We start from the raw sequence: 20100 nt of genomic DNA, 5'->3' as shown, positions 1-20100 counted from the left end.
TTCCTGGAAAACCGGCGCTTTTTCTTTCTCTCCCTTGGATCAAACCCTCAAATATTCCGCGGGTGTATGCAGCGCGTCTTGGTTGGGCGGCGGCGCAGCCAAAGAACCAGCCGGTTCAGCAGCCCCTTGCCGCGTGGCGGCGCCTCGTAGGCGCGGGGCAGCGTTTTGGCAGCGGGAAGCTCGCGCAGCTTCACACAGTCCTGCCGCGTCGCGGTCAGGATCGAGCGGGCGTAGATATCGGTCAGCATGGGTCAGCCTCCTATCCTGCTGTCTGTCTCCGATGCTTGCGCGAACGGGCGATTCCTGTGAGTTAAGAAAAATCACATCGTGTAAGGTGCAATTACATATGGATTGGTTGCATATGCCACCGCTGGCCGCGCTGCGGGCTTTTACGTCCTTCGCCGAAACGGGGAGCGTGGTCCAAGCGGGTGCGGCGCTGAATGTCAGCCACGCTGCCATAAGTCAGCAGCTGAGGGCGCTGGAGGCGCATCTGGGCGCGGCGTTGCTGGACCGCAGCGGGCGGGCGCTGGCGCTGACCGCAGAAGGCGCGCATCTGGCGCGGGCATTGCAACTGGGCTTCGGCGCGATCCAGACGGCTGTGCAGGAGATCGCCCAGGCTGGTGCCGCCCGGCCGCTGCATGTCACCTGCACGCCGATGTTTGCCGCCCATTGGCTGATGCCGCGGCTGCCGGGGTTCCAGGCGGACAATCCCGGCATTGACTTGGTGCTGGACCCCACGGGCGGCCTTGTCGAGCTGAAGCCCGGCGGCATCGACATTGCGCTGCGCTATGGAGATGGCAACTGGCAGGGGCTTGAAACGGAAAAGCTGCTGGCCTCGCCAATGGTGGTGATTGCCGCGCCGGGGCTGCTGGACGGACGAAGCGTGACGGCGCCGGAGGATCTGCTGGATCTGCCCTGGCTGGAGGAGCTGGGCACCTCGGAGGCCAGCCACTGGCTGCAGTCGCGCGGTGTCAGCCAAGGCCTGCGCGGCCCGCGCACCCGGCTGCCGGGGAACCTGCTGATGCAGGCGGTAAAAGCGGGGCAGGGGGTCGCGGTCAGCGTCCGTGCCTTTGTCGAGGAGGATCTGGCAGAGGGCCGTCTGCTGGCGCTTTTCACCGAAGGCGAGGGCCGCGGCTACCACATCGCCACCCGCCCGGGCGTTCTGCGCCCGGAGGCACGCAAGTTCATCGCTTGGCTCAGGCGGCAGCGGCAGGCGCTCTGAGGCCATCGTTTCACCACCGGAAAGCGGCTGCAAACTGCCGCGGCTGCTGCGCTGCGGCAACTTGCCTCTGGCGGGGCGCCGCACGCAGGCATAGGTGGCCTTTTGCCTTCACAAGGCGCTGTGCCGGGCGCGAAAACATGATTGTGTGATGCGCTTTTTGATCCACGTCAAAGTTCTGGCACTTTGCATCTGTGACAAGGGCGCCAGACAGCCACAAGACGGAGAGAGTCCGTGAGCGATTCCAACCCAGCCCCGAGCCTGTATGCCGCCAGGGAACCGATTTTTCCCCGGCGCGTCTCCGGACCCTTCCGGAATCTGAAGTGGTACATCATGGCGGTGACGCTGGGGATCTACTACCTGACCCCCTGGATTCGCTGGGACCGCGGGCCCTCTTTGCCGGATCAGGCGGTGCTGCTGGATCTGGCGAACCGCCGGTTCTACTTTTTCTGGATCGAGATCTGGCCGCACGAATTCTACTTCGTCGCGGGCCTGCTGATCATGGCGGGACTGGGGCTGTTCCTGTTCACCTCCGCCTTGGGCCGGGTCTGGTGCGGCTATGCCTGCCCGCAGACCGTCTGGACCGATCTGTTCATCCTGGTGGAGCGATGGATCGAGGGCGACCGAAACGCCCGTTTGCGTCTGCACCGGCAAAAGAAGATGGATTTCCGCAAGGCCCGCCTGCGGGTGACCAAATGGGTAGCCTGGTTCCTGATCGGGCTGGCCACCGGCGGTGCCTGGGTGTTCTATTTCGCCGATGCGCCGACGCTGGCCTATGATCTGGTGACGCTGAACGCGCATCCGGTTGCCTATACAACCATGCTGGTGCTGACAGCGACCACCTTCCTGTTCGGCGGTTTTGCGCGCGAGCAGATCTGCATCTACGCCTGCCCCTGGCCACGCATTCAGGCGGCGATGATGGATGAGGACACGCTGACCGTTGGCTACCGCGAATGGCGGGGCGAGCCTCGGGGCAAGGGCAACGTCCGCCGCCGCAGCAAGGCTGAGGCGGAAGCGGCAGAACAGGCAGCGCAGGCGGCGGGCCCCGGCCAGGCGGCTTACGCCGGCACCCCGTATCCGGGGCTTTCTCCGGATGCGGACCCCACCGCGGCAACCGGCGCAGCCGAGGCCGCCGGGCCCGGCGACTGCATCGACTGCATGGCTTGCGTCAACGTCTGCCCGATGGGGATCGACATCCGCGACGGCCAGCAGATGGAATGCATCACCTGCGCGCTGTGCATCGACGCTTGCGACGACGTGATGGCCAAGATCGGCAAGCCGCGCGGCCTGATCGACTATATGGCGCTGTCGGACGAGACGCAGGAGCGCGCGGGCAAGCCGCCCAAGAACATCTGGAAGCACATCCTGCGCCCGCGCACCATCATGTACACCAGCCTGTGGTCGCTGGTCGGTCTGGGGCTGCTGTTTGCCTTGTTCATCCGCTCCGACATCGAACTCACCGTGGCACCGGAACGCAACCCGACCTATGTGACGCTGTCGGACGGGTCGATCCGCAACACCTATGACGTGCGCCTGCGCAACAAGCATGGCGAGGACCGGGTGTTCAAACTGTCGATCAAGGGCGATCCGGCGATGCGGCTGCAGCTGGAAGGCACGGTCTATCACTCGGTGAACGTGCCTGCGGATACCGCGCTGCTGCAGCGGGTTTATATTGTCGCAGCCAAGGGGTCCGCGCCCGCGCAGACGGACGCCACCCCGGTTCGCATCTGGGTCGAGGATCTGATAAACGGGGAACGCGCCCACAAGGACACCACCTTTAACGGCAAGGGGAACTGAACCATGGCCAAGCGCGAACGGGAATTCACCGGAAAGCATGCATTGATGCTGTTCGGCGGCGCCTTTGCGGTGATTATCGGGGTAAACATCGCCTTGGCTGTGAACGCGGTGAAGACTTTTCCGGGGCTGGAGGTGAAGAACTCCTATGTCGCCAGCCAGGAATTCGACCAGCGCCGGTCTGCACAGGAGGCGCTGGGCTGGTCGGTCTATGCCTCCTCGCAGGGTGATACGGTCAAGCTGGAGATCACCGACGCCGATGGCAACCCGGTGGAGGTGGCCAAGCTGAGCGCCACCCTGGGCCGGGCGACCCATGTGCAGGACGACCAGCAGCCGGAGTTCGCCTTTGATGGCCAGGCTTATGTGGCACCTGCCGATCTGGGCCCGGGGAACTGGAACATCCGCATGGTGGCGCGGTCCAAAAACGGCACCGAATTCACCCAGCGCGTGATTCTGCATGTGAAAGGCTGACCGCCATGACCGCCCAGCTCCGCCCCTCGCTCGCGGCCTGCCCGGCCTGTATTGCCGCCCCGCACGACAGTGCAGACCAGGCCCCAACTGAGGCGCGGCTGGCGCTGTCGCTGCCGGGCATTCACTGCCAGGCCTGCATCTCGGCGGTGGAGCGGGAGTTGAACGCCCATCCCGGAGTTCATTCGGCGCGGGTGAACCTGACCCTGAAGCGCGCCCTGATCGAGGCGGATCCGGACGTGCGCGCCGCCGACCTGATCTCGGTGCTGGAGCGCATCGGATATGAGGCGCATGAGCTGGATCTGGCGGCGCTGGCCGCCACTCAGAACGACAAGGCGGGCCGCGATCTGCTGATGCGGCTGGCGGTGGCGGGCTTTGCCTCGATGAACGTGATGCTGCTGTCTGTGTCGGTCTGGTCCGGCGCCTCGGACGCGACGCGGGACATGTTCCACTGGATCTCTGCCGCGATCACCTTTCCGGCGATCATATTCTCGGCACAGCCGTTCTTTGCCAATGCCTGGAGCGCGCTGCGGGTCCGGCGGCTCAACATGGATGTGCCGATCGTGCTGGCGCTGGTGCTGGCGCTGGTGACCTCGCTGTGGGAGACCTTTCTGTCCGGCGAGCACGCCTATTTCGACGCTGCCCTGACCCTGACCTTCTTCCTGCTGGCGGGCCGCTATCTGGACTATCGCACCCGCGCGGTGGCGCGCTCTGCGGCTGAGGAACTGGCAGCACTGGAGGTGCCCCGCGCGGTCCGCCTGCTGGACGGCGATGAATATGAGGTGCCGGTGGCTGATCTGGCCATTGGCGACCTGATCCTGGTGCGTCCCGGCGGGCGGATGCCGGTGGATGGCGAAATCGTAGAAGGCCAGTCGGAACTGGACCGCTCGCTGCTGACCGGGGAGACGCTGCCGGTGTTTGCCGCACCGGACCTGGCGGTTTCAGCTGGAGAAGTGAACCTGACCGGTCCGCTGACGATCCGGGCCACGGCGGTGGGCGAGGACACCTCGCTGCACCGCATGACCGATCTGGTCGCGATCGCCGAGTCGGGCCGCTCCCGCTACACCTCTCTGGCAGACAGCGCGGCCAAGCTCTATGCGCCCGGCGTGCACATCCTGTCGGCGCTCGCCTTTGCGGGCTGGTATCTCTACACCTTCGACATCCGCACAGCACTGAACATTGCGGCTGCGGTGCTGATCATCACTTGCCCTTGCGCGCTGGGCCTTGCGGTGCCTGCTGTCACCACCGCCGCCTCAGGCCGGCTGTTCAAGAAGGGCATGCTGATCAAACACGCCACTGCGCTGGAGCGGCTGGCAGAGGTTGACACCGTTGTGTTCGACAAGACCGGAACGCTGACTGCAGGCACTCCGGAAGTCACCAATCTGGGCGAACACGCCCGCGCGGATCTGGAGATTGCGCTGGCGCTGGCCGAAGGCTCCTCCCACCCCCTGTCGGTGGCTCTGAGCCGCGCGGCGCGGGAGGCCGGGGTCAAGCCGGCCAGCGTGCAGGACATCACCGAGGTTCCGGGCTATGGTGCCGAGGGCCTGTACCGCGGCGCCCGCGTCCGGCTGGGCCGCGCGGCCTGGGTCGGCGCCAAGCAGGGCAGCCAGACGGCCGCCTGGCTCGACAGTGGGGCAGGGGCGGCCAAATCTTTCCTGTTCACCGACGCGCTGCGCCCCGGCGCGGCGGAGGCTGTGCAGGCGCTGAAGGAGGCGGGCAAGGACGTGCTGCTGATCTCCGGCGACACCACCGGTGCGGTCGAGGATCTGGCTGGCCGCCTGGGCATCGCCAAATGGGTGGCAGAGGCGCTGCCCGCGGACAAGTCCGCCCGGGTGCAGATGCTGGCGGATGAGGGTAAGAAGGTGCTGATGGTCGGTGACGGCCTCAACGATACCGCGGCGCTGGCCGCGGCGCACGTGTCGCTCTCCCCGGCCTCGGCGCTGGATGCGGCGCGGGTGGCGTCCGACATCGTGCTCTTGGGCCAGGACCTGAGCCCGATCGCCGAGGCTTGCGGTGTGGCGCAGAAGGCGACCCGCCGGATCCGCGAGAACTTCCGCATTGCCACGCTCTACAATGTCATCGCGGTGCCTCTGGCGGTTGCCGGCCTGGCCACGCCCTTGATTGCGGCGCTGGCGATGTCTACCTCGTCTATTACAGTCTCCCTCAACGCGCTGCGTTTGCGCTGAGGGCGCGCCTGCAATCACGGAACTGATCCCATGAGCGTCCTTACCTACCTGATCCCGATTTCTTTGATCCTCGGCGCGGTGGGGCTGGCGGCCTTCATCTACACAGTGCGCAGCAACCAGTATGACGACCCCGAAGGCGACGCCCGCCGCATCCTGAGCGACGAGTGGGACGACAAGCCCAAGCCCTGAGCGGGTTGCAGCATTCCAAAAACTCCCGCCCCCGCAGGTGCCCTGGCTGAGACCAGAGCTCCTTGGCTGCGTTGGGCTTTTCGCCGGAAAAGCCTGACGACGGGCGGGAGACGCTGTTCGCTTCCAGGAGGTGCAAGGCATAAAAAAAGGCGCCGTGCGGGCGCCTCTTTGCTGCTGGTCTGAAGCTGTGCCGGTCAGGATGGGCCGATCGGGTTGCAGGTCACGTTACGGGCGTTCAGGCGGCGGCAGGCCAGTTCCGCCTGCTCCTGGCTCATGCCAAGGAAGTTCGCCTCGAACCCGCGGCGGGTCTTGGCCACCTTGCGCAAGGAGCCGTCCAGCGTCTCCAGCTCCGACATCGCGGTACGCAACAGCACCTTCTCTGCCTGGTAGCGGCTGGTATAAAGACCGACGTTGATGCCCCAGTAGCGCCCGCCGGAAGTGGACAGGCGGGTGACAACAACCGGTTCCGGCGCCTGCGAGGCCTCTGCCAGCGCCAGGCTGGCCGGGCGGGCAACGGGCCGGAGGCCGGTAAAGGGCATCTTCTGCACGGCAGCGATGACTGTCGCGGCGGCGGTTGTGTCCAAGGCCGCGGGCTTCGGTTCGGCCTCCGCTTCGGCCAGGGCCACGGCGATGCTCTCGCGCACTGCATCCCGGGTCAGGGCGCCTTCCGCACTGACGGACTGCAGGTTTTCGATCTGCTCGCCGGCGGTTTCCGATTCGGCAGCCGCGGCTTCTGCGGGCGGAGTCTGCAGTGCCTCCTCCAGCGCCGCCACCAGCACCGGCGACTCGCTGGCACCCGGGCGGGTCTTGGGGCGCAGGCTGGTCTGCACCTGGCCGCTCACCCGGATGGTCTTACCCGCAACCCCGTGCGAGGGGCCGTTGCCGGCGTCGGCAATCACCACATTGCCGGCACCTTGATAGGCCGGCCGCTGCGGCTTGCGCAGCGCTGCGCGCGAGGGCGCCCGGCGGAAGCCGAGGTCCAGCAGTTCCGCCACCTTGGCATTGCGCGAAGTGGAGGACTTGCCGCCGAAGACGGTCGCGATGATCCGTTCATTGCCGCGCTTGGCCGAGGCCACCAGGTTAAAGCCCGCCGCGCGTGTGTAGCCGGTTTTGATCCCGTCGGCGCCGCGATAGGCGGCCAGCAGGCGGCGGTTGGTGTTGGGAACCTCGCGGATGCCCGCATGGGTCGAGCGGCGCGAGAACAGGTTGTAATACTCCGGATAGTCATACAGCAGATGCCGCCCCAGCGTGGTCATGTCGCTGGCGGTCGACAGGTGCCCGCTGGCGGTCAAGCCATGAGCGTTCTTGAAGGTGGTGCGGGTCATCCCCAGCGCCTTGGCGGTGCGGTTCATCCGGCGGGTAAAGGCGGCCTCGGAGCCCGACAGCGTCTCGCCGATGGCGGTGGCGGCGTCATTGGCGGATTTCACCGCTGCCGCCCGGATCAGATAGCGGAATGCAATTCGCTGCCCGGATCTCAGCCCCAGTTTCGAGGGCGGCTCCGCCGCGGCATTGCGGCTGATTTTGACCTTGGTGTCCAGGGTGATCTCGCCGTTCCGCACCGCCTCAAAGGCGATGTAGAGCGTCATCATCTTGGTCAGCGAGGCCGGATGCAGCCGGGTGTCGGCATTGCGCGAATGCAGCACCTCGCCGGTCCTGGCGTCGATAACCATCGCCGCATATGGCGCTGCCTGAGCCCGCTGGGGCGCCAGCCCCAGTACCAGAATTGCCAGAAGGAAACCCGCCGCTGCCCACAAGAGACGGGTTGAGAAATGCCGACCTTGCGCCGGTCCAGCCTGCGTGATCACTGCCATGTTTGCCTCGTGCCGCCGGTTGTCCGGCTGACGTTTCTGCCTGTTGGAAAAAGCGTAACACAGGGTTTACGAGGAATAAACAGCGGCGAAACGGGCAAGTCCGGCGCAGCCGTTAAGCAGTGCCGGCATCTAGTGGGCTGAGCCTGCCGGGCCGCTAGATGCAGGATGTGCTAATAAAGGGTTACTAAAAAAAACTTGCAAACAGGCGGTCTGAAGCGGCCCGGGGCGGCCATTATAGCGGTCTGCGGGGGCAGCACGGGCCTAAGCCGGGGTGAAAATGCGTTAAATAAAAGGGCGTGGAGTAGCTGAGGCCGAGCGAAAATTCGCAAGGCTGGCACAGCTGCGCCTTGATACGGGATTCGAGATCCGCCAGCAGCGCCCTGGAAAACGACTCGCCCCGGTGCGGCTTGCTGAGCAGGGCGACGCTGATGGCGATATGCGTATGGTGGAACTGATCCGTTGGATAAGCCCGCCCCTTGCAAGCACCGGCACTGGCGTCGTGCTCCAGGATAACTGCCTCGATTGCGGTGAGGATGGACGGCGCGTCGATCTCCAGATCGCTGGAGTATTTCAGCTCGGCGTGCGGCATGTCCCCGGGTCTCCCTTGCGGTTTGGCAAAGGGATAGCGGCCTCCGGCGGGGACGTCCAGCACCCGCCGGGCGGGGCGGTCAGCCGAGGCCCTCCACCAGATCCGCCAGCCCGCCGAGATCGGCAATCTCGGTATAGCGCGGGCTGTGCTCCGGCGCTTCGGCGTGCTCCACCTCCCAGACCAGCCCGTGCGGCACATAGGTGCCCCAGCCGCCGGCCTCGATCACCGGCACCACGTCCGAGCGCATCGAGTTGCCGACCATCATAGCCCGCGCGGCGCCATCGCCGTGGCGGGCAAAGATATCCAGATAGACTTCCGGCGTCTTTTCCGAGACCACCTCAACCCCGTCAAACAGCTCGCCCAGGCCGGATTGCGCCAGCTTGCGCTCCTGGTCCAGCAGATCGCCCTTGGTGATCAGCACCACTTTGTAGCGGCCCGCCACCGCCTCCACCGCCTCGCGCGCATGGGGCAGCAGCTCGATCGGGTAGGACAGCATCATCTGCCCGGCGGTGATCAGCTCCTTGATCACTGAGCCTGGCACCCGTTCCTCTGTCACGTCTATTGCGGTTTCAATCATCGACAGGGTAAAGCCTTTCACCCCGTAGCCATAGCGCCCCAGATTGCGTTTCTCGGCGTTCAGCAGCCGCCGCTCCAGCTGGCCGGGGCCGATGTCGTCCGGTGTGTGATCCATCAGCAATTCGGCGAATCTGTCTTGCGTCACGCGGAAGAACCGTTCGTTGTGCCAAAGGGTATCGTCGGCATCAAAGCCGATTGTTGTCAAATTACGTGTCAATCTGCGGGTCTCAGTCTCTTTTCCTGAACAGCTAAGAGGCTATATAAGCGACACAGGAAATTCCATGCATCACTGGATCAAATTGCTTATGCCGCTGCAGCCCATCATGATGACGGATCATTCAGACGACGACACGGACGCTGGCGTCCTGACCAAGACGCGCCCGAAAACCAAGCGTCCGCCGCGCTACAAAGTGCTGCTGCTGAATGACGACTACACCCCGATGGAATTCGTGGTGATGGTGCTGGAGAGGTTCTTTGGCATGACCCACGCGCAGGCGTTTGAGATCATGCTGACGGTGCATAAAAAAGGCGTGGCGGTGGTTGGCGTTTTCAGCCATGAGGTGGCTGAGACCAAGGTGGGGCAAGTGATGGATTTCGCCCGCCGCCACCAGCATCCGCTGCAGTGCACGATGGAAAAAGAAGACTGAAGAGGCCCTTATATGTCTGTACGCCTGTCCCTGGCCGCCCAATCGGGCGGCTTTGCTGTGCCGTCCGAGGGCCGCATCGCCGTGTTCCTCCCGCGCGCCGAACACGACCTGTCGGCGTTGCCCAAGGAGCAGTTGCTGGTCGTGCAGCCGTTCCGCCCCGACCACGATCATTTCGCCGGACAGGGGTACAACTGCGTCCCGGCACCTGAGGCGGGCGCCGCGTTTGCTGCCGCCGTGGTCTTCCTGCCGCGGGCCAAGGCGCTGGCGCGGATGCTGGTGGCGCAGGCCGCCGCGGCCACAGAAGGCCAGGTGCTGATCGACGGCGCCAAGACGGAAGGCATTGATTCGATCCTGAAGGATCTGCGCAAGCGCTGCGAGCCTTCGGCGCCTGTGTCCAAAGCACATGGCAAGGTGTTCTGGATCGAAGGCGGCACCGATCTGTCCGAATGGCTGCCCGAAGGGCCGCAGCAGGTTGAGGGCTTCATCACCGCACCCGGAGTGTTTTCCGCGGACGGCATCGACCCGGCCTCCCGCCTGCTGGCGGCGGCGCTGCCCAAGAAACTGGGCCGCTGCGTGGCCGACCTGGGCGGAGGCTGGGGCTACCTCTCGGCGCAGGTGCTGAAACACGAGGGCGTCGAGGAACTTCACTTGGTTGAGGCGGACCATGCCGCGCTGGCCTGCGCCCGTCTGAATGCAGCGGACCCGCGGACGCAGTTTCACTGGGCCGATGCCCGCAGCTGGAAGGCGCCGGGCCCGGTAAACACCGTGGTGATGAACCCGCCGTTCCACACCGGCCGCGCAGCGGAGCCGTCGCTGGGGCATGCCTTCATCGCCGCCGCGGCCTCGGTGCTGGCGTCCAATGGCAGCCTGTGGATGGTGGCCAACCGCCATCTGCCGTATGAGACCGTACTGGCAGAACGCTTTGCCCAGGTGCGCGAAGAAGGCGGCGATAACCGCTTCAAGATCCTGCATGCGGCCAAACCGAGGCGCGGCCGCAAGTAACCGCGCGCCGGGCGCAATGCCGGTTTCCAAACCGGCAGGGGCGGTCTAACGTGCCTGCCAAACGGCCCAGGGAGTGACCTCGCATGTCCTTTTCCATTTCCGGCAAGACTGCCATCGTGACCGGCGCCGCCAGCGGCATCGGCCTGGCGATCGGCAAGCAATTCGCCGATGCCGGCGCCAATGTCATGTTTGCCGACACGCAGGAGGCGCAGCTGGTTGCCGAGCTGGGCGAGCAGGCCGACGAAAGCAACATCCGCTATTTCGCGGGCGACCTGCGGGAGCGGCTGACCATCGCCAACCTGCTGTCGGCCACCATCGACGCCTTCGATGACATCGACATCCTGGTCAACGGCGCCCGCCAGGTGGTGGCAACCGATGCGCTGGATGCGCAGGACGAAACCCTGGAGAAGCTGCTGAACCAAAGCTTGCTGCCGGCGGTGCGTCTGTCGCAGCAGGTGGCCCGGCGCATGATCAAACAGGGCGAGGAGCGCGAGGGCGACGGCCCGCTTGGCAGCATCATCAACCTGTCCTCAATCGCCGCGCGCCGCACCCATCCGGAGCTGATGGCCTATTCGGTCGCCTCTGCCGCGCTGGACCAGGCGACCCGCTCGCTGGCCGTTGCGCTGGCACCGCACCGGATCCGGGTGAACTCCATCGCTTTCGGGTCGGTGATGAGCGCGTCGATGCGGGACACGCTCAAGGAAAACCGCAGTTTCCGTCAGGATATCGAGGCGCACACGCCTCTGGGCCGGGTCGCTTCGCCGACCGAGCTGACCGAAACCGCGCAGTATCTGGCTTCGGATGCCTCCGGGTTCATGACCGGGCAAGTGGTGACACTTGACGGCGGCCGCACCCTGCTGGACCCGGTGTCCGCACCGATGCACTGACTGGAAAGACTTCGCATGACAGCTGAGATGAAAGAAGAAAAAGCCCAGGCCGCCGCCTGGTTCCGGGAGCTGCGCGACCAGATCGTTGCAGCCTTTGAGGCGCTTGAGGACAGCCACAGCGAAGGCCCGTTTTCGGATATGGAGCCTGGACGGTTCGAGATAACCGAAACCAAACGCACCTCGGACGATGGCTCCGACGCGGGCGGCGGCTTGATGAGCGTAATGCGCGGCGGCCGGGTGTTCGAGAAGGTCGGCGTCAACATCTCCGAGGTCTACGGCACCCTGGGTGAACGCGCGCAAGCCGCAATGGCGGCGCGCAAGGGCATTCCGGGCATGAAGGATGATCCGCGATTTTGGGCCTCCGGTATCTCGCTGGTCGCTCATATGCGCAACCCGCATGTGCCGGCCGTGCACATGAACACCCGCATGTTCTGGACCCCGCATGCCTGGTGGTTCGGCGGCGGCTCGGACCTCAATCCTTGCATTGAATACGATGAGGACACCGCGCATTTCCATGCCACCCAAAAACAGCACCTGGATCCGCACGGCGAGGACCAATACCCGCGGCTCAAGGTCTGGGCGGATGAGTATTTTTATATCCCCCACCGCAAGCGCGCCCGCGGCGTCGGCGGCATCTTCATGGACGACCAGAATTCCGGCGGCTGGGCCGCGGATTTTGCGCTGACTCAGGACATCGGCCGCGCCTTTCTGCCGGCCTTCGTGCCGCTGGTCGAAAAGCGCCGCGTGCAGGACTTCGATGAAGCCGACAAGGACGCCCAGCTGATCCACCGCGGCCTCTATGCCGAATACAATCTGGTCTATGACCGCGGCACCAAGTTCGGGTTGGAAACCGGCCACGACGCCAACGCGGTGCTGATGAGCCTGCCGCCCCTGGCGAAGTGGGTCTGAACCCGCCGCACATGTGACACTGCCAGCGCGCCGCTCCTGACGCGGCGCGTTTTTTTGGCGGATTTCTGCTGACAACCTTCCCGGGCGCGCGACTTTGCGCCTGCCTGCGCTAAGGTGAAAAACAACAGGAAAAGAAAAGAGCAGTTATTCACGAGGCGAGGCAGGGAGCACATCACATGCGCAGACTGGTTCTGGGAGTAATGGCATTGGCATTGGCACTGGCATCAGGCTGCGGCAGGCCGCCCGAAAGGGGCGTCAGCGCACCGGAGGTGACCCGCACCGAACCTGCCAATGCCCGTCTGGCAGGGCTCTCCACCTATCCGAGGTTCGGCGACCGCGATCCGCATGACTGGGAGGGGCGCAAGCCCTGGTCCTACCCGGTGCACGGCATCGACGTCTCGCGCTATCAGGGCGACATCGACTGGCGCAAGGTGCGCCGCTCCGGCGTCTCCTTTGCCTACGTCAAGGCAACCGAGGGCGGTGATCACACCGACGCCAAGTTCCGCGACAACTGGCGTGGGGCGCGTGCGGCGGGCCTCAAACGCGGCGCCTATCACTATTACTACTTCTGCCGCCCGGCAGCCGAACAGGCGCGCTGGTTCATCCGCAATGTGCCAAAGGATCCGAATGCCCTGCCGCCGGTGCTGGACATGGAGTGGAACCACCGCTCCCGCACCTGCCGCACGCGGCCTGACGGCGCCACGGTGCGGGCCGAGGCGCGCAAGTTCCTGAACATCCTGGAACGCCACTACGGCAAGCGCCCGGTAGTCTACACAACAGTGGATTTCTACCGTGACACCGGCATCGGACGGCTGAGCGGCACCGAGTTCTGGCTGCGCTCCGTCGCGGGCCACCCGCAGAAGGTCTACCCGGGCAGGAACTGGAGTTTCTGGCAGTATTCCGGCACGGGCCAAGTGCCGGGGGTGGCGGGCGACGTCGACCTCAACACTTTCCGCGGCAGCCCGGAAAGCTGGCTCAGGTGGTCCGGGCCGATCTAGCAGAGAAGAAAAAGGGGGCTTTGCCCCCCTCGCGCCACGGGCGCTCACCCCCAGGATATTTCCAGCCAGATGAAGATGGGATCCTCTATTCATCTGGCCCCAAATATCCCGGAGCGGGAGGCAGAGCCTCGCTTAGGCCTTCCAGTCAAAGAAGCCCTCGCCGGCCTTCCCCAGCAGCTTGGCCGCCATCTCCCGGCCCAGTTCCGCACCGTCTTCGACCGGGCACGACTGATCATCTCTGATCGCCTCGGACCCGTCCGGGCGCAGCACCTCGCCGCGCAGGCGCAGGGTGGTGCCATTCAGCTCCGCAAGACCGGCGATCGGGGTCTCGCAGGAACCGTCCAACGCCGCCAGAAATGCGCGTTCCGCCGCCAGCCGCAAACCGGTCTCATGGTCATGGATCGCCGCCAGCATCTCCGCCGCGCGGTTGTCATCTGCGCGTCGCTCGATGCCGATTGCGCCCTGGGCCACCGCGGGCAGCATGTCGCTGGTCTCGATCGGATTGGCGGGCACATCGGACATCGCCAGCCGGTTCAGGCCCGCCATCGCCAGGAAAGTGCAGTCCGCCACGCCCTCGGACAGCTTGCGCAGGCGGGTTTGCACGTTGCCGCGGAACTCCACCACGTTCAGGTCCGGGCGGCGGTTCAAGAGCTGCGCCCGGCGGCGCAGGGAAGAGGTGCCGACGACCGCGCCCTCCGCCAGATCGTGCAGCGACGTCAGAGACGGCGAGATGAAGGCATCGCGCACGTCTTCCCGCGGCAGATAGGTGTCCAGCGCCAGCCCTTCCGGCTGCGCGACCGGCATGTCCTTCATTGAATGCACCGCGATATCGATGGCGCCCGACAGCAGGTCCTCTTCGATCTCCTTGGTGAACAGCCCCTTGCCGCCCAATTCCTTCAGCGGCTTGTCCGCCGCGATCAGCGCCTGATTGTCGCCGGTGGTTTTGATCACCACGATCTCGAACGCCTCGGGCGGCAGGTCGAAGGCAGCGGCGAGGCGGGAACGGGTTTCATACGCCTGGGCCAGCGCCAGCGGCGATCCGCGGGTGCCGATTTTCAGGGGCGAAGCGGGGGAGGGCAGGGTCAGTGTCATGGAAGAAGCCATAAATCAGATTGCGTGCCGGTGGAAACCGGTTTTTGCGCATGTTCCACGGGCGCCGCGCACAGGCTTTGATATAGGACAAGGCGCGCAAAGCCCCGGCGCGGCAGATCGCCCCTGCCCTTGACATTCGCCCTCGCAGGCGTGACCTCAGAGGGCGACCTACGTGGGCGAATGATAGCGAGGAAAATCATGGCCGGACAAAAGAAGCTGCTGCGCGCATTGGCGGGTGAAAAACAGGATGTGCCCCCGATCTGGATGATGCGCCAGGCGGGCCGCTACCTGCCGGAATACCGCGCCACGCGGGCCGAGGCCGGGGATTTCCTGTCGCTTTGCTACAACTCCGATCTGGCCGCCGAGGTGACGCTGCAGCCGATCCGCCGCTATGGCTTTGACGCAGCAATCCTGTTTGCCGATATCCTCTTGGTGCCGCAGGCGCTGGGCGCCGACCTGTGGTTCGTGACCGGCGAAGGCCCGCGGCTGTCGACCATCACCACCGAGGCGGATTTTGCCAAGCTGGGCCCGGCGTCCGATATCCACGAGACGCTGAACCCGATCTATGAAACCGTCCGCATCCTGTCGCGCGAACTGCCCGCGGAAACCACGCTGATCGGTTTTGCCGGCGCGCCCTGGACCGTTGCAACCTATATGATCGCGGGCCGCGGCACTCCGGACCAGGGGCCCGCGCACGCGCTGCGCGAGGAAAACACCGCCCTGTTCGAGGCTCTCTTGGCGCGGATCACCGAGGCGACCATTGATTACCTGTCCAAACAGATTGAGGCTGGCGCCGAAGTCGTCAAGATCTTCGACAGCTGGGCCGGGTCGCTCAAGGGCGAGGCGTTCCAGAAATACGCGCTTGAGCCCTGCCGCCAGATTACCCAGGCGCTGAAAGAACGGCACCCGGGCACCCCCGTGATCGGTTTCCCGCGGGAGGCTGGTGAAAATTATGTGGGATTTGCCAAGGCAACCGGCGTGGATTGTGTGGCGCTGGACAACTCGGTGGATCCGGAATGGGCTGCCGCTAATGTGCAGGTGGACGGCTGCGTGCAGGGCAACCTGGCCTCGCGCCACATGGTGACCGGCGGGCAGGATCTGGTGGACGACACGCGCCGCATCGTCGAAGCCTTCAGGAATGGCCCGCATATCTTCAACCTGGGCCACGGCATCACCCCGGATGCGGACCCGGACAATGTGCAACTGATGATCGACACGGTCAGGGGCAGCTGACCTGCTGTGCGCCGCCCGGCCTTGTGCCGGGTGGCGGTTTCAGGCATCAGCGCAGTAGAAAGCGCCGCGAATGAGGACATAACGGTGGATTACGGTAAATCTGGAGTACCCAAGATGGGCAAGAATAAGCCACGTCACGCCGAACACAACGCCAAGGGCACCAAGAAAAACCCCTTTGGCAAACAAGCGGACAAAAGCGATCTGCTTAAGCGGATGAAAGCTGCCGCCGACAAGGCCAAGAAAGAAGACTGACCCTATTTCCGGCCCAGTTCCGCCAGGATTTCCCTTGTGTGCTGGCCGCGATGCGGGATTTCCGGCGGCTGCCAGTCGGGTTGGCCGGAAAACCGCGGGGCAGGGGCGGCTTGCAGCACGCCTTGATCTTCAACCCATGTGCCGCGCGCGTTCATCGCATGCGCCAAAGCCTCCTCCGGGTTTAGCACCGGGGCGACGCAAGCGTCCGATGCCTCGAACAGCGCCGCCCAGTGATCACGCGGCTGGCTGGCAAAAATCCCGGCAAGGCGGCCGGTCAGGGCGGGCCACTTGGTTTTTTCAAACTGCCGCTGAAATTCCGCGTCTTCCGCCAGCCCCAGTTTCTCCAAAAACAGCGCATAGAACTTCGGCTCCAGACATTGCACAGAGACATAGCCGCCATCGGCGCAGGCGTAAGCGCGGCTCCAGTGCGGCCCGTCGAGCAGGTTTGCTCCACGTGTGACGCCAAAGTTTCCGGCCTGGCGGATGCTCATCAGCAGGTTCATCATATGGGCCGAGCCGTCATAGATCGCCGCATCCACCACACATCCCTCGCCGGTGGTCCCGGCCTTCAGAATGCCCGCCAGCATGCCGGCAACCAGATACATCGCGCCGCCGCCGATATCACCGACCAGTGTTGCGGGCGTCAGCGGCGTATCGCCTGGGGCGGAGGCGTACCACAGGGCGCCCGACAGCGAGATGTAATTGAGGTCATGCCCCGCCGCATGGGCCAGCGGGCTGTCCTGCCCCCAGCCGGTCATCCGGCCATAGACCAGGCCTGGGTTCACCGCGTGGCAGTCTTCGGGCCCCAGCCCAAGCCGCTCCATAACGCCGGGGCGGAACCCTTCGATCAGCCCATGTGCGGTTTTGGCAAGTTTCAGGAAGGTTTCGGCGTCCTCCGGGTCCTTAAGGTCCAGCGTGACCGACCGCTTGCCCCGGTCCAACAGCGAGTTTTCCGGCATCCCTGGTGTACGCCCGGTGTACGGGCGGTGCACGCAGATCACCTCCGCCCCGAGGTCAGCCAGTGTCATCGCGGCAAATGGGCCTGGCCCCAGGCCCTCGACTTCTAGAATGCGGATCCCTTGCAGCATGCGGCGCTTTCCTTGCAATGTCCTGCCACTGGCAGTCTGCTCCGTCTCAGCCGCTTCCGGCAAGCTGCTGGCGGAATTTCCGTGGCGGCATTCCCGTGCCTTTGGCAAAGACGCGGCTGAAATGGGCCGGGTCGTTGAAGCCCAGCTCATAGGCGATCTGCGCCGCGGTCAGATTGGTGTAGATCAGCAGCCGCCGCGCCTCCCGCAGCACCCGCGCATTGACCAGCGCCGAGGCCGGCTGGCCGGTGGCCTGATGGGCGATCCGGTTCAGATGGGTCGGTGATACTGCCAGCTCATCTGCGTACTCCGCCAGCGGGCGGCGCAGGCGGAAGTCGCGCTCGACCAGCGCTTCGAACCGGGCATACAGCGTGCTGCCCTGCGACTGTACGCCGGTGTCCTGCCCTGCAGCCACGGTACGGGCTGCCAAGGCTGTGAGGCTGAGCGCCAGTCCGCGCAGCATCTGTGCCCGTCCGAATGCCTTGGCGCGGTATTCATGGAACAGTCTTTCCGCCAGATCCTGCATCCCTTGGGGCAGCGGCAGAACAGCGGGCAGATCCAGCGGCGCGCGCACCCCTTCGCCCGGTGTCAGGTTCTGGTCCAGCAGGTCGGAGGTCAGGGTGATCACCCAGCCGCCGGTGCCGCTGCCAAACCGGAAACCATGCACCACGCCGCGGGGCACGTTGATCAGGCAGGGCGGGGGGAGGCTATGTCTGTTTCCGTCAAGATCCGCCGCTCCGTCCCCACTGATCAGTACCAGAAGCTGATGCAGCCTGGCGTGCCGGTGGGGCCGCAATTCCCAATCGTGCAGCTCTGATCTGGCGCGAATAGTCTCCACATGCAGAACATCGGCCAGTTCGGCGGTTTCGCCAAACAGGTTGTAGCTGTCGATGCGGGCTGACTGTGACATGTGCGAAATATACAAGAACTGGCGCGCTTGGTCCATTCGCAAAACTTGGCATGCGGCGCATAATTCCCGTGCACGAATACACCGAGCAATCATGGGGAACGCGCATGTCCACGCATCAGACGCAGGTTGTCATCATCGGCGGCGGGCCTTCGGGGCTGCTGCTGTCGCAGCTTTTGCACCGCAAGGGGATCAGCTCCATCGTGCTGGAAAAGCACACGCGGGAGCACGTGCTGGGCCGCATCCGGGCAGGCGTGCTGGAGCATGGTTTCGTCAATCTGATGCGGGAGGCGGGCTGCGGTGCGCGGATGGACCGGGAGGGCGAGATCCACGAAGGCTTCCATATCGCCCATCAGGGCCAGCTGGACCGGATCGACCTGGCAAAGCACACCGGCGGCGACACGGTGATGGTTTACGGCCAGACCGAAGTGACCCGCGACCTCTATGAGGCGCGGGATGCAATGGGCGGGACGGTGATCCACGAGGCGCAGAACGTGCAGCCTCATGCGCTGAGGGACGTGCATCCCTTTGTGACCTGGGAGCAGAATGGAGAGGCGCAGCGGGCCGAGTGCGACTTCATCGTCGGCGCCGATGGCTTCCATGGGGTCAGCCGCAAGTCGATCCCGTCAGATGTTCTGAAGGAATACGAGAAGGTCTATCCCTTTGGCTGGCTTGGGGTTCTGTCGGAAACGCCGCCGGTGGCGGAAGAGCTGATCTACGCCCGCCATGAACGCGGCTTTGCCCTGTGCTCGCTGCGCAGCCGGGTGCTGAGCCGCTATTACATCCAGGTGCCGCTAACAGACCGGGTGGAGGACTGGAGCGATGCGGCCTTCTGGCAAGAGCTGAAGCGCCGTCTGCCGGAGAAGGTCGCGGCAGGCCTGCAGACCGGCCCGTCGATCGAGAAATCCATCGCCCCCTTGCGCAGCTTCGTGGCGGAGCCGATGCGCTATGGCAACCTGTTCCTGGCGGGGGACGCAGCCCACATCGTGCCGCCCACCGGCGCCAAGGGGCTGAACCTGGCGGCTTCGGACATCCATTATCTCTACCACGGGTTCCTGGATCATTATCTGAAAGGCGACAGCGCGGGGCTTGACGGCTATTCGGAAAAGGCGCTGGCGCGGGTCTGGAAGGCGGAGCGCTTCAGCTGGTGGATGACCAATCTGCTGCACCGCGCGCCGGAGGGCAGCGAGACCGACCTGCGGCTGCAGCGGGCGGATTTGGACTATCTGTTCTCATCGGATGCGGCGCAGGCGTCGCTGGCGGAGAATTACGTCGGGCTGCCGTACTAGGCATCAGCAGCCAGGCAATCTAACGCTGCGTCGGCCCGTCTATGCGGGGGACGCTGCCTGTGGTCTCCTTTGCGCAGCGGAGGAGGAGCCCATGTCCACGGTACTGTATGAGAGAGACGGCCGGATCGCGCGGATCACGCTGAACCGGCCTGACGTGATGAATGCCATCAATGACGAGATGCCGCGGGATCTGGCCGCAGCGGTGGCGCAGGCGGACGCGGACCCGCAGGTGCATGTGATGGTCCTGTCCGGCGCGGGCAAAGGGTTCTGCGCGGGCTATGATCTGACCTATTACGCCGAGGGCAACGGCAGCGGCGAGGTAACCCAGCCGATGCCTTGGGACCCCATCAAAGACTACCGCTTTATGTGGGAGAACACTCAGGCGTTCATGTCCCTGTGGCGGGCGGCCAAGCCGGTGATCTGCAAGGTTCATGGCTTTGCGGTTGCGGGCGGGTCGGATATTGCCCTGTGCGCGGACTTAACGATCATGGCGGAGGATGCGGAGATCGGCTACATGCCCGCGCGCGTCTGGGGCTGTCCGACGACGGCGATGTGGGTCTACCGGCTGGGCGCGGAGCGGGCCAAGCGGATGCTGTTCACCGGCGACCGGATCAGCGGCAAGGAGGCGGCGGAGATGGGGCTGGTTCTGAAGGCTGTGCCTGCGGCGCAGCTGGACGATGCGGTCGAGGAGATGGCTGCGCGGATGGCGACGGTGCCGGTCAATCAGCTGGCAATGCAGAAACTTGTGATCAACCAGGCGATTGAGCAGACCGGGTTGATGCAGACCCAGCGGCTGGCGACGATCTTTGACGGCATCACCCGGCACTCGCCGGAAGGGCTGAACTTCAAGGCCAGGGCGGAAGAGGCGGGCTGGAAGCAAGCGGTGCAGGAGCGGGATCAGGGCACTTACGACTGGACCGCCAACGAGAGCCTCCCCAGACGCAACCGTTGACTGCGGGAGGAGGGG

The 20100-nt window shown here is 64.9% G+C and carries 21 protein-coding genes; 14 read left to right on the top strand and 7 right to left on the bottom strand.

Annotation, left to right across the window (positions count from 1 at the left end):
• Nucleotides 1–47: 47 nt before the first annotated feature.
• The gene (locus tag ACTRWG_RS04995; protein WP_462829053.1) at nucleotides 48–248 is read right to left on the bottom strand and encodes a hypothetical protein; all 201 of its coding nucleotides are present in this window, start codon (nucleotides 246–248) and stop codon (nucleotides 48–50) included.
• Nucleotides 249–346: 98 nt separating this feature from the next.
• Here ACTRWG_RS04995 and ACTRWG_RS04990 point away from each other — a divergent pair, with 98 nt between their 5' ends.
• From ACTRWG_RS04990 to ccoS, 5 genes are all read left to right on the top strand, one after another.
• Complete coding sequence (locus ACTRWG_RS04990; RefSeq protein WP_462829052.1) at nucleotides 347–1222, top strand: LysR family transcriptional regulator; 876 nt, start codon at nucleotides 347–349, stop codon at nucleotides 1220–1222.
• Between the two features lie 231 nt (nucleotides 1223–1453).
• Nucleotides 1454–3016, top strand: a complete 1563-nt coding sequence (ccoG, locus tag ACTRWG_RS04985) for a cytochrome c oxidase accessory protein CcoG (RefSeq protein ID WP_036797217.1) — start codon at nucleotides 1454–1456, stop codon at nucleotides 3014–3016.
• 3 nt (nucleotides 3017–3019) lie between these two features.
• Nucleotides 3020–3484 carry a FixH family protein gene (locus ACTRWG_RS04980; RefSeq protein WP_027235214.1) on the top strand — a complete coding sequence of 155 codons (465 nt, stop codon included), beginning with the start codon at nucleotides 3020–3022 and terminating at the stop codon, nucleotides 3482–3484.
• Between the two features lie 5 nt (nucleotides 3485–3489).
• Nucleotides 3490–5667 carry a heavy metal translocating P-type ATPase gene (locus ACTRWG_RS04975; RefSeq protein WP_027235213.1) on the top strand — a complete coding sequence of 726 codons (2178 nt, stop codon included), beginning with the start codon at nucleotides 3490–3492 and terminating at the stop codon, nucleotides 5665–5667.
• A 30-nt stretch (nucleotides 5668–5697) separates the two neighbouring features.
• Nucleotides 5698–5856, top strand: a complete 159-nt coding sequence (gene ccoS, locus ACTRWG_RS04970; RefSeq protein WP_027235212.1) for a cbb3-type cytochrome oxidase assembly protein CcoS — start codon at nucleotides 5698–5700, stop codon at nucleotides 5854–5856.
• Nucleotides 5857–6050: 194 nt separating this feature from the next.
• Here the strand turns inward: ccoS and ACTRWG_RS04965 are convergent, their stop codons facing one another.
• The 3 genes from ACTRWG_RS04965 to ACTRWG_RS04955 form a co-directional block, all read right to left on the bottom strand.
• Nucleotides 6051–7667 (bottom strand): D-alanyl-D-alanine carboxypeptidase family protein, encoded by a 1617-nt coding sequence (locus ACTRWG_RS04965; protein ID WP_027235211.1) that lies wholly within the window; start codon nucleotides 7665–7667, stop codon nucleotides 6051–6053.
• A 232-nt stretch (nucleotides 7668–7899) separates the two neighbouring features.
• The gene (locus ACTRWG_RS04960; protein ID WP_036797215.1) at nucleotides 7900–8256 is read right to left on the bottom strand and encodes a hypothetical protein; all 357 of its coding nucleotides are present in this window, start codon (nucleotides 8254–8256) and stop codon (nucleotides 7900–7902) included.
• 79 nt (nucleotides 8257–8335) lie between these two features.
• Nucleotides 8336–9049, bottom strand: coding sequence for an HAD family hydrolase (locus ACTRWG_RS04955; protein WP_027235210.1), 714 nt, complete (start codon nucleotides 9047–9049; stop codon nucleotides 8336–8338).
• A gap of 106 nt (nucleotides 9050–9155) precedes the next feature.
• On the opposite strand from ACTRWG_RS04955, the gene clpS reads away from it, so the two are divergent.
• The 5 genes from clpS (at nucleotide 9156) to ACTRWG_RS04930 (ending at nucleotide 13275) form a co-directional block, all read left to right on the top strand.
• Nucleotides 9156–9479: an ATP-dependent Clp protease adapter ClpS gene (gene clpS / locus ACTRWG_RS04950; protein WP_036797642.1), complete on the top strand. Its 324-nt coding sequence runs from the start codon at nucleotides 9156–9158 to the stop codon at nucleotides 9477–9479.
• Nucleotides 9480–9491: 12 nt separating this feature from the next.
• Nucleotides 9492–10481, top strand: a complete 990-nt coding sequence (locus ACTRWG_RS04945) for a class I SAM-dependent methyltransferase (RefSeq protein ID WP_027235208.1) — start codon at nucleotides 9492–9494, stop codon at nucleotides 10479–10481.
• Between the two features lie 83 nt (nucleotides 10482–10564).
• Nucleotides 10565–11368 carry an SDR family NAD(P)-dependent oxidoreductase gene (locus ACTRWG_RS04940; RefSeq protein WP_027235207.1) on the top strand — a complete coding sequence of 268 codons (804 nt, stop codon included), beginning with the start codon at nucleotides 10565–10567 and terminating at the stop codon, nucleotides 11366–11368.
• 15 nt (nucleotides 11369–11383) lie between these two features.
• Entirely contained in the window at nucleotides 11384–12277 is an 894-nt protein-coding gene (gene hemF / locus ACTRWG_RS04935) for an oxygen-dependent coproporphyrinogen oxidase (RefSeq protein ID WP_027235206.1), read from the top strand.
• Between the two features lie 176 nt (nucleotides 12278–12453).
• The gene (locus ACTRWG_RS04930) at nucleotides 12454–13275 is read left to right on the top strand and encodes a glycoside hydrolase family 25 protein (RefSeq protein WP_027235205.1); all 822 of its coding nucleotides are present in this window, start codon (nucleotides 12454–12456) and stop codon (nucleotides 13273–13275) included.
• 132 nt (nucleotides 13276–13407) lie between these two features.
• Here the strand turns inward: ACTRWG_RS04930 and hemC are convergent, their stop codons facing one another.
• Nucleotides 13408–14367 (bottom strand): hydroxymethylbilane synthase, encoded by a 960-nt coding sequence (hemC, locus tag ACTRWG_RS04925; RefSeq protein WP_027235204.1) that lies wholly within the window; start codon nucleotides 14365–14367, stop codon nucleotides 13408–13410.
• A 198-nt stretch (nucleotides 14368–14565) separates the two neighbouring features.
• On the opposite strand from hemC, the gene hemE reads away from it, so the two are divergent.
• Complete coding sequence (gene hemE / locus ACTRWG_RS04920) at nucleotides 14566–15600, top strand: uroporphyrinogen decarboxylase (protein ID WP_027235203.1); 1035 nt, start codon at nucleotides 14566–14568, stop codon at nucleotides 15598–15600.
• Nucleotides 15601–15714: 114 nt separating this feature from the next.
• Nucleotides 15715–15852, top strand: a complete 138-nt coding sequence (locus ACTRWG_RS04915; RefSeq protein ID WP_209320222.1) for a hypothetical protein — start codon at nucleotides 15715–15717, stop codon at nucleotides 15850–15852.
• A 2-nt stretch (nucleotides 15853–15854) separates the two neighbouring features.
• Here ACTRWG_RS04915 and ACTRWG_RS04910 read toward each other — a convergent pair whose 3' ends face one another.
• Together ACTRWG_RS04910 and ACTRWG_RS04905 are read right to left on the bottom strand one after the other, a co-directional pair.
• On the bottom strand, nucleotides 15855–16940 hold the full coding sequence (locus ACTRWG_RS04910) for a CaiB/BaiF CoA transferase family protein (protein ID WP_027235201.1): 1086 nt from the start codon (nucleotides 16938–16940) through the stop codon (nucleotides 15855–15857).
• Nucleotides 16941–16986: 46 nt separating this feature from the next.
• Complete coding sequence (locus ACTRWG_RS04905) at nucleotides 16987–17847, bottom strand: helix-turn-helix domain-containing protein (RefSeq protein WP_036797640.1); 861 nt, start codon at nucleotides 17845–17847, stop codon at nucleotides 16987–16989.
• 104 nt (nucleotides 17848–17951) lie between these two features.
• Here ACTRWG_RS04905 and pobA point away from each other — a divergent pair, with 104 nt between their 5' ends.
• The gene (gene pobA, locus ACTRWG_RS04900) at nucleotides 17952–19133 is read left to right on the top strand and encodes a 4-hydroxybenzoate 3-monooxygenase (RefSeq protein ID WP_027235199.1); all 1182 of its coding nucleotides are present in this window, start codon (nucleotides 17952–17954) and stop codon (nucleotides 19131–19133) included.
• A gap of 91 nt (nucleotides 19134–19224) precedes the next feature.
• On the top strand, nucleotides 19225–20085 hold the full coding sequence (locus tag ACTRWG_RS04895) for a crotonase/enoyl-CoA hydratase family protein (protein WP_027235198.1): 861 nt from the start codon (nucleotides 19225–19227) through the stop codon (nucleotides 20083–20085).
• Nucleotides 20086–20100: the final 15 nt, after the last annotated feature.

The organism is Leisingera sp. G5_S3_59_S7 (assembly GCF_054968485.1).
This window is presented reverse-complemented; position numbering and strand designations above follow the sequence as displayed.

What these genes read in the sequence shown, in the direction of transcription:
- ACTRWG_RS04975 (WP_027235213.1), top strand. Translation starts at nt 3,490, where the DNA reads ATGACCGCCCAGCTCCGCCCCTCGCTCGCGGCCTGCCCGGCCTGTATT.
- ACTRWG_RS04995 (WP_462829053.1), bottom strand. Translation starts at nt 248, where the DNA reads ATGCTGACCGATATCTACGCCCGCTCGATCCTGACCGCGACGCGGCAG.
- ACTRWG_RS04990 (WP_462829052.1), top strand. Translation starts at nt 347, where the DNA reads ATGGATTGGTTGCATATGCCACCGCTGGCCGCGCTGCGGGCTTTTACG.
- ACTRWG_RS04915 (WP_209320222.1), top strand. Translation starts at nt 15,715, where the DNA reads ATGGGCAAGAATAAGCCACGTCACGCCGAACACAACGCCAAGGGCACC.
- hemC (WP_027235204.1), bottom strand. Translation starts at nt 14,367, where the DNA reads ATGACACTGACCCTGCCCTCCCCCGCTTCGCCCCTGAAAATCGGCACC.
- ACTRWG_RS04960 (WP_036797215.1), bottom strand. Translation starts at nt 8,256, where the DNA reads ATGCCGCACGCCGAGCTGAAATACTCCAGCGATCTGGAGATCGACGCG.
- ACTRWG_RS04895 (WP_027235198.1), top strand. Translation starts at nt 19,225, where the DNA reads ATGTCCACGGTACTGTATGAGAGAGACGGCCGGATCGCGCGGATCACG.
- ACTRWG_RS04905 (WP_036797640.1), bottom strand. Translation starts at nt 17,847, where the DNA reads ATGTCACAGTCAGCCCGCATCGACAGCTACAACCTGTTTGGCGAAACC.
- hemF (WP_027235206.1), top strand. Translation starts at nt 11,384, where the DNA reads ATGACAGCTGAGATGAAAGAAGAAAAAGCCCAGGCCGCCGCCTGGTTC.
- ACTRWG_RS04930 (WP_027235205.1), top strand. Translation starts at nt 12,454, where the DNA reads ATGCGCAGACTGGTTCTGGGAGTAATGGCATTGGCATTGGCACTGGCA.
- ACTRWG_RS04945 (WP_027235208.1), top strand. Translation starts at nt 9,492, where the DNA reads ATGTCTGTACGCCTGTCCCTGGCCGCCCAATCGGGCGGCTTTGCTGTG.
- ACTRWG_RS04940 (WP_027235207.1), top strand. Translation starts at nt 10,565, where the DNA reads ATGTCCTTTTCCATTTCCGGCAAGACTGCCATCGTGACCGGCGCCGCC.
- hemE (WP_027235203.1), top strand. Translation starts at nt 14,566, where the DNA reads ATGGCCGGACAAAAGAAGCTGCTGCGCGCATTGGCGGGTGAAAAACAG.
- ccoS (WP_027235212.1), top strand. Translation starts at nt 5,698, where the DNA reads ATGAGCGTCCTTACCTACCTGATCCCGATTTCTTTGATCCTCGGCGCG.
- ACTRWG_RS04910 (WP_027235201.1), bottom strand. Translation starts at nt 16,940, where the DNA reads ATGCTGCAAGGGATCCGCATTCTAGAAGTCGAGGGCCTGGGGCCAGGC.
- ACTRWG_RS04965 (WP_027235211.1), bottom strand. Translation starts at nt 7,667, where the DNA reads ATGGCAGTGATCACGCAGGCTGGACCGGCGCAAGGTCGGCATTTCTCA.
- ACTRWG_RS04980 (WP_027235214.1), top strand. Translation starts at nt 3,020, where the DNA reads ATGGCCAAGCGCGAACGGGAATTCACCGGAAAGCATGCATTGATGCTG.
- clpS (WP_036797642.1), top strand. Translation starts at nt 9,156, where the DNA reads ATGATGACGGATCATTCAGACGACGACACGGACGCTGGCGTCCTGACC.
- pobA (WP_027235199.1), top strand. Translation starts at nt 17,952, where the DNA reads ATGTCCACGCATCAGACGCAGGTTGTCATCATCGGCGGCGGGCCTTCG.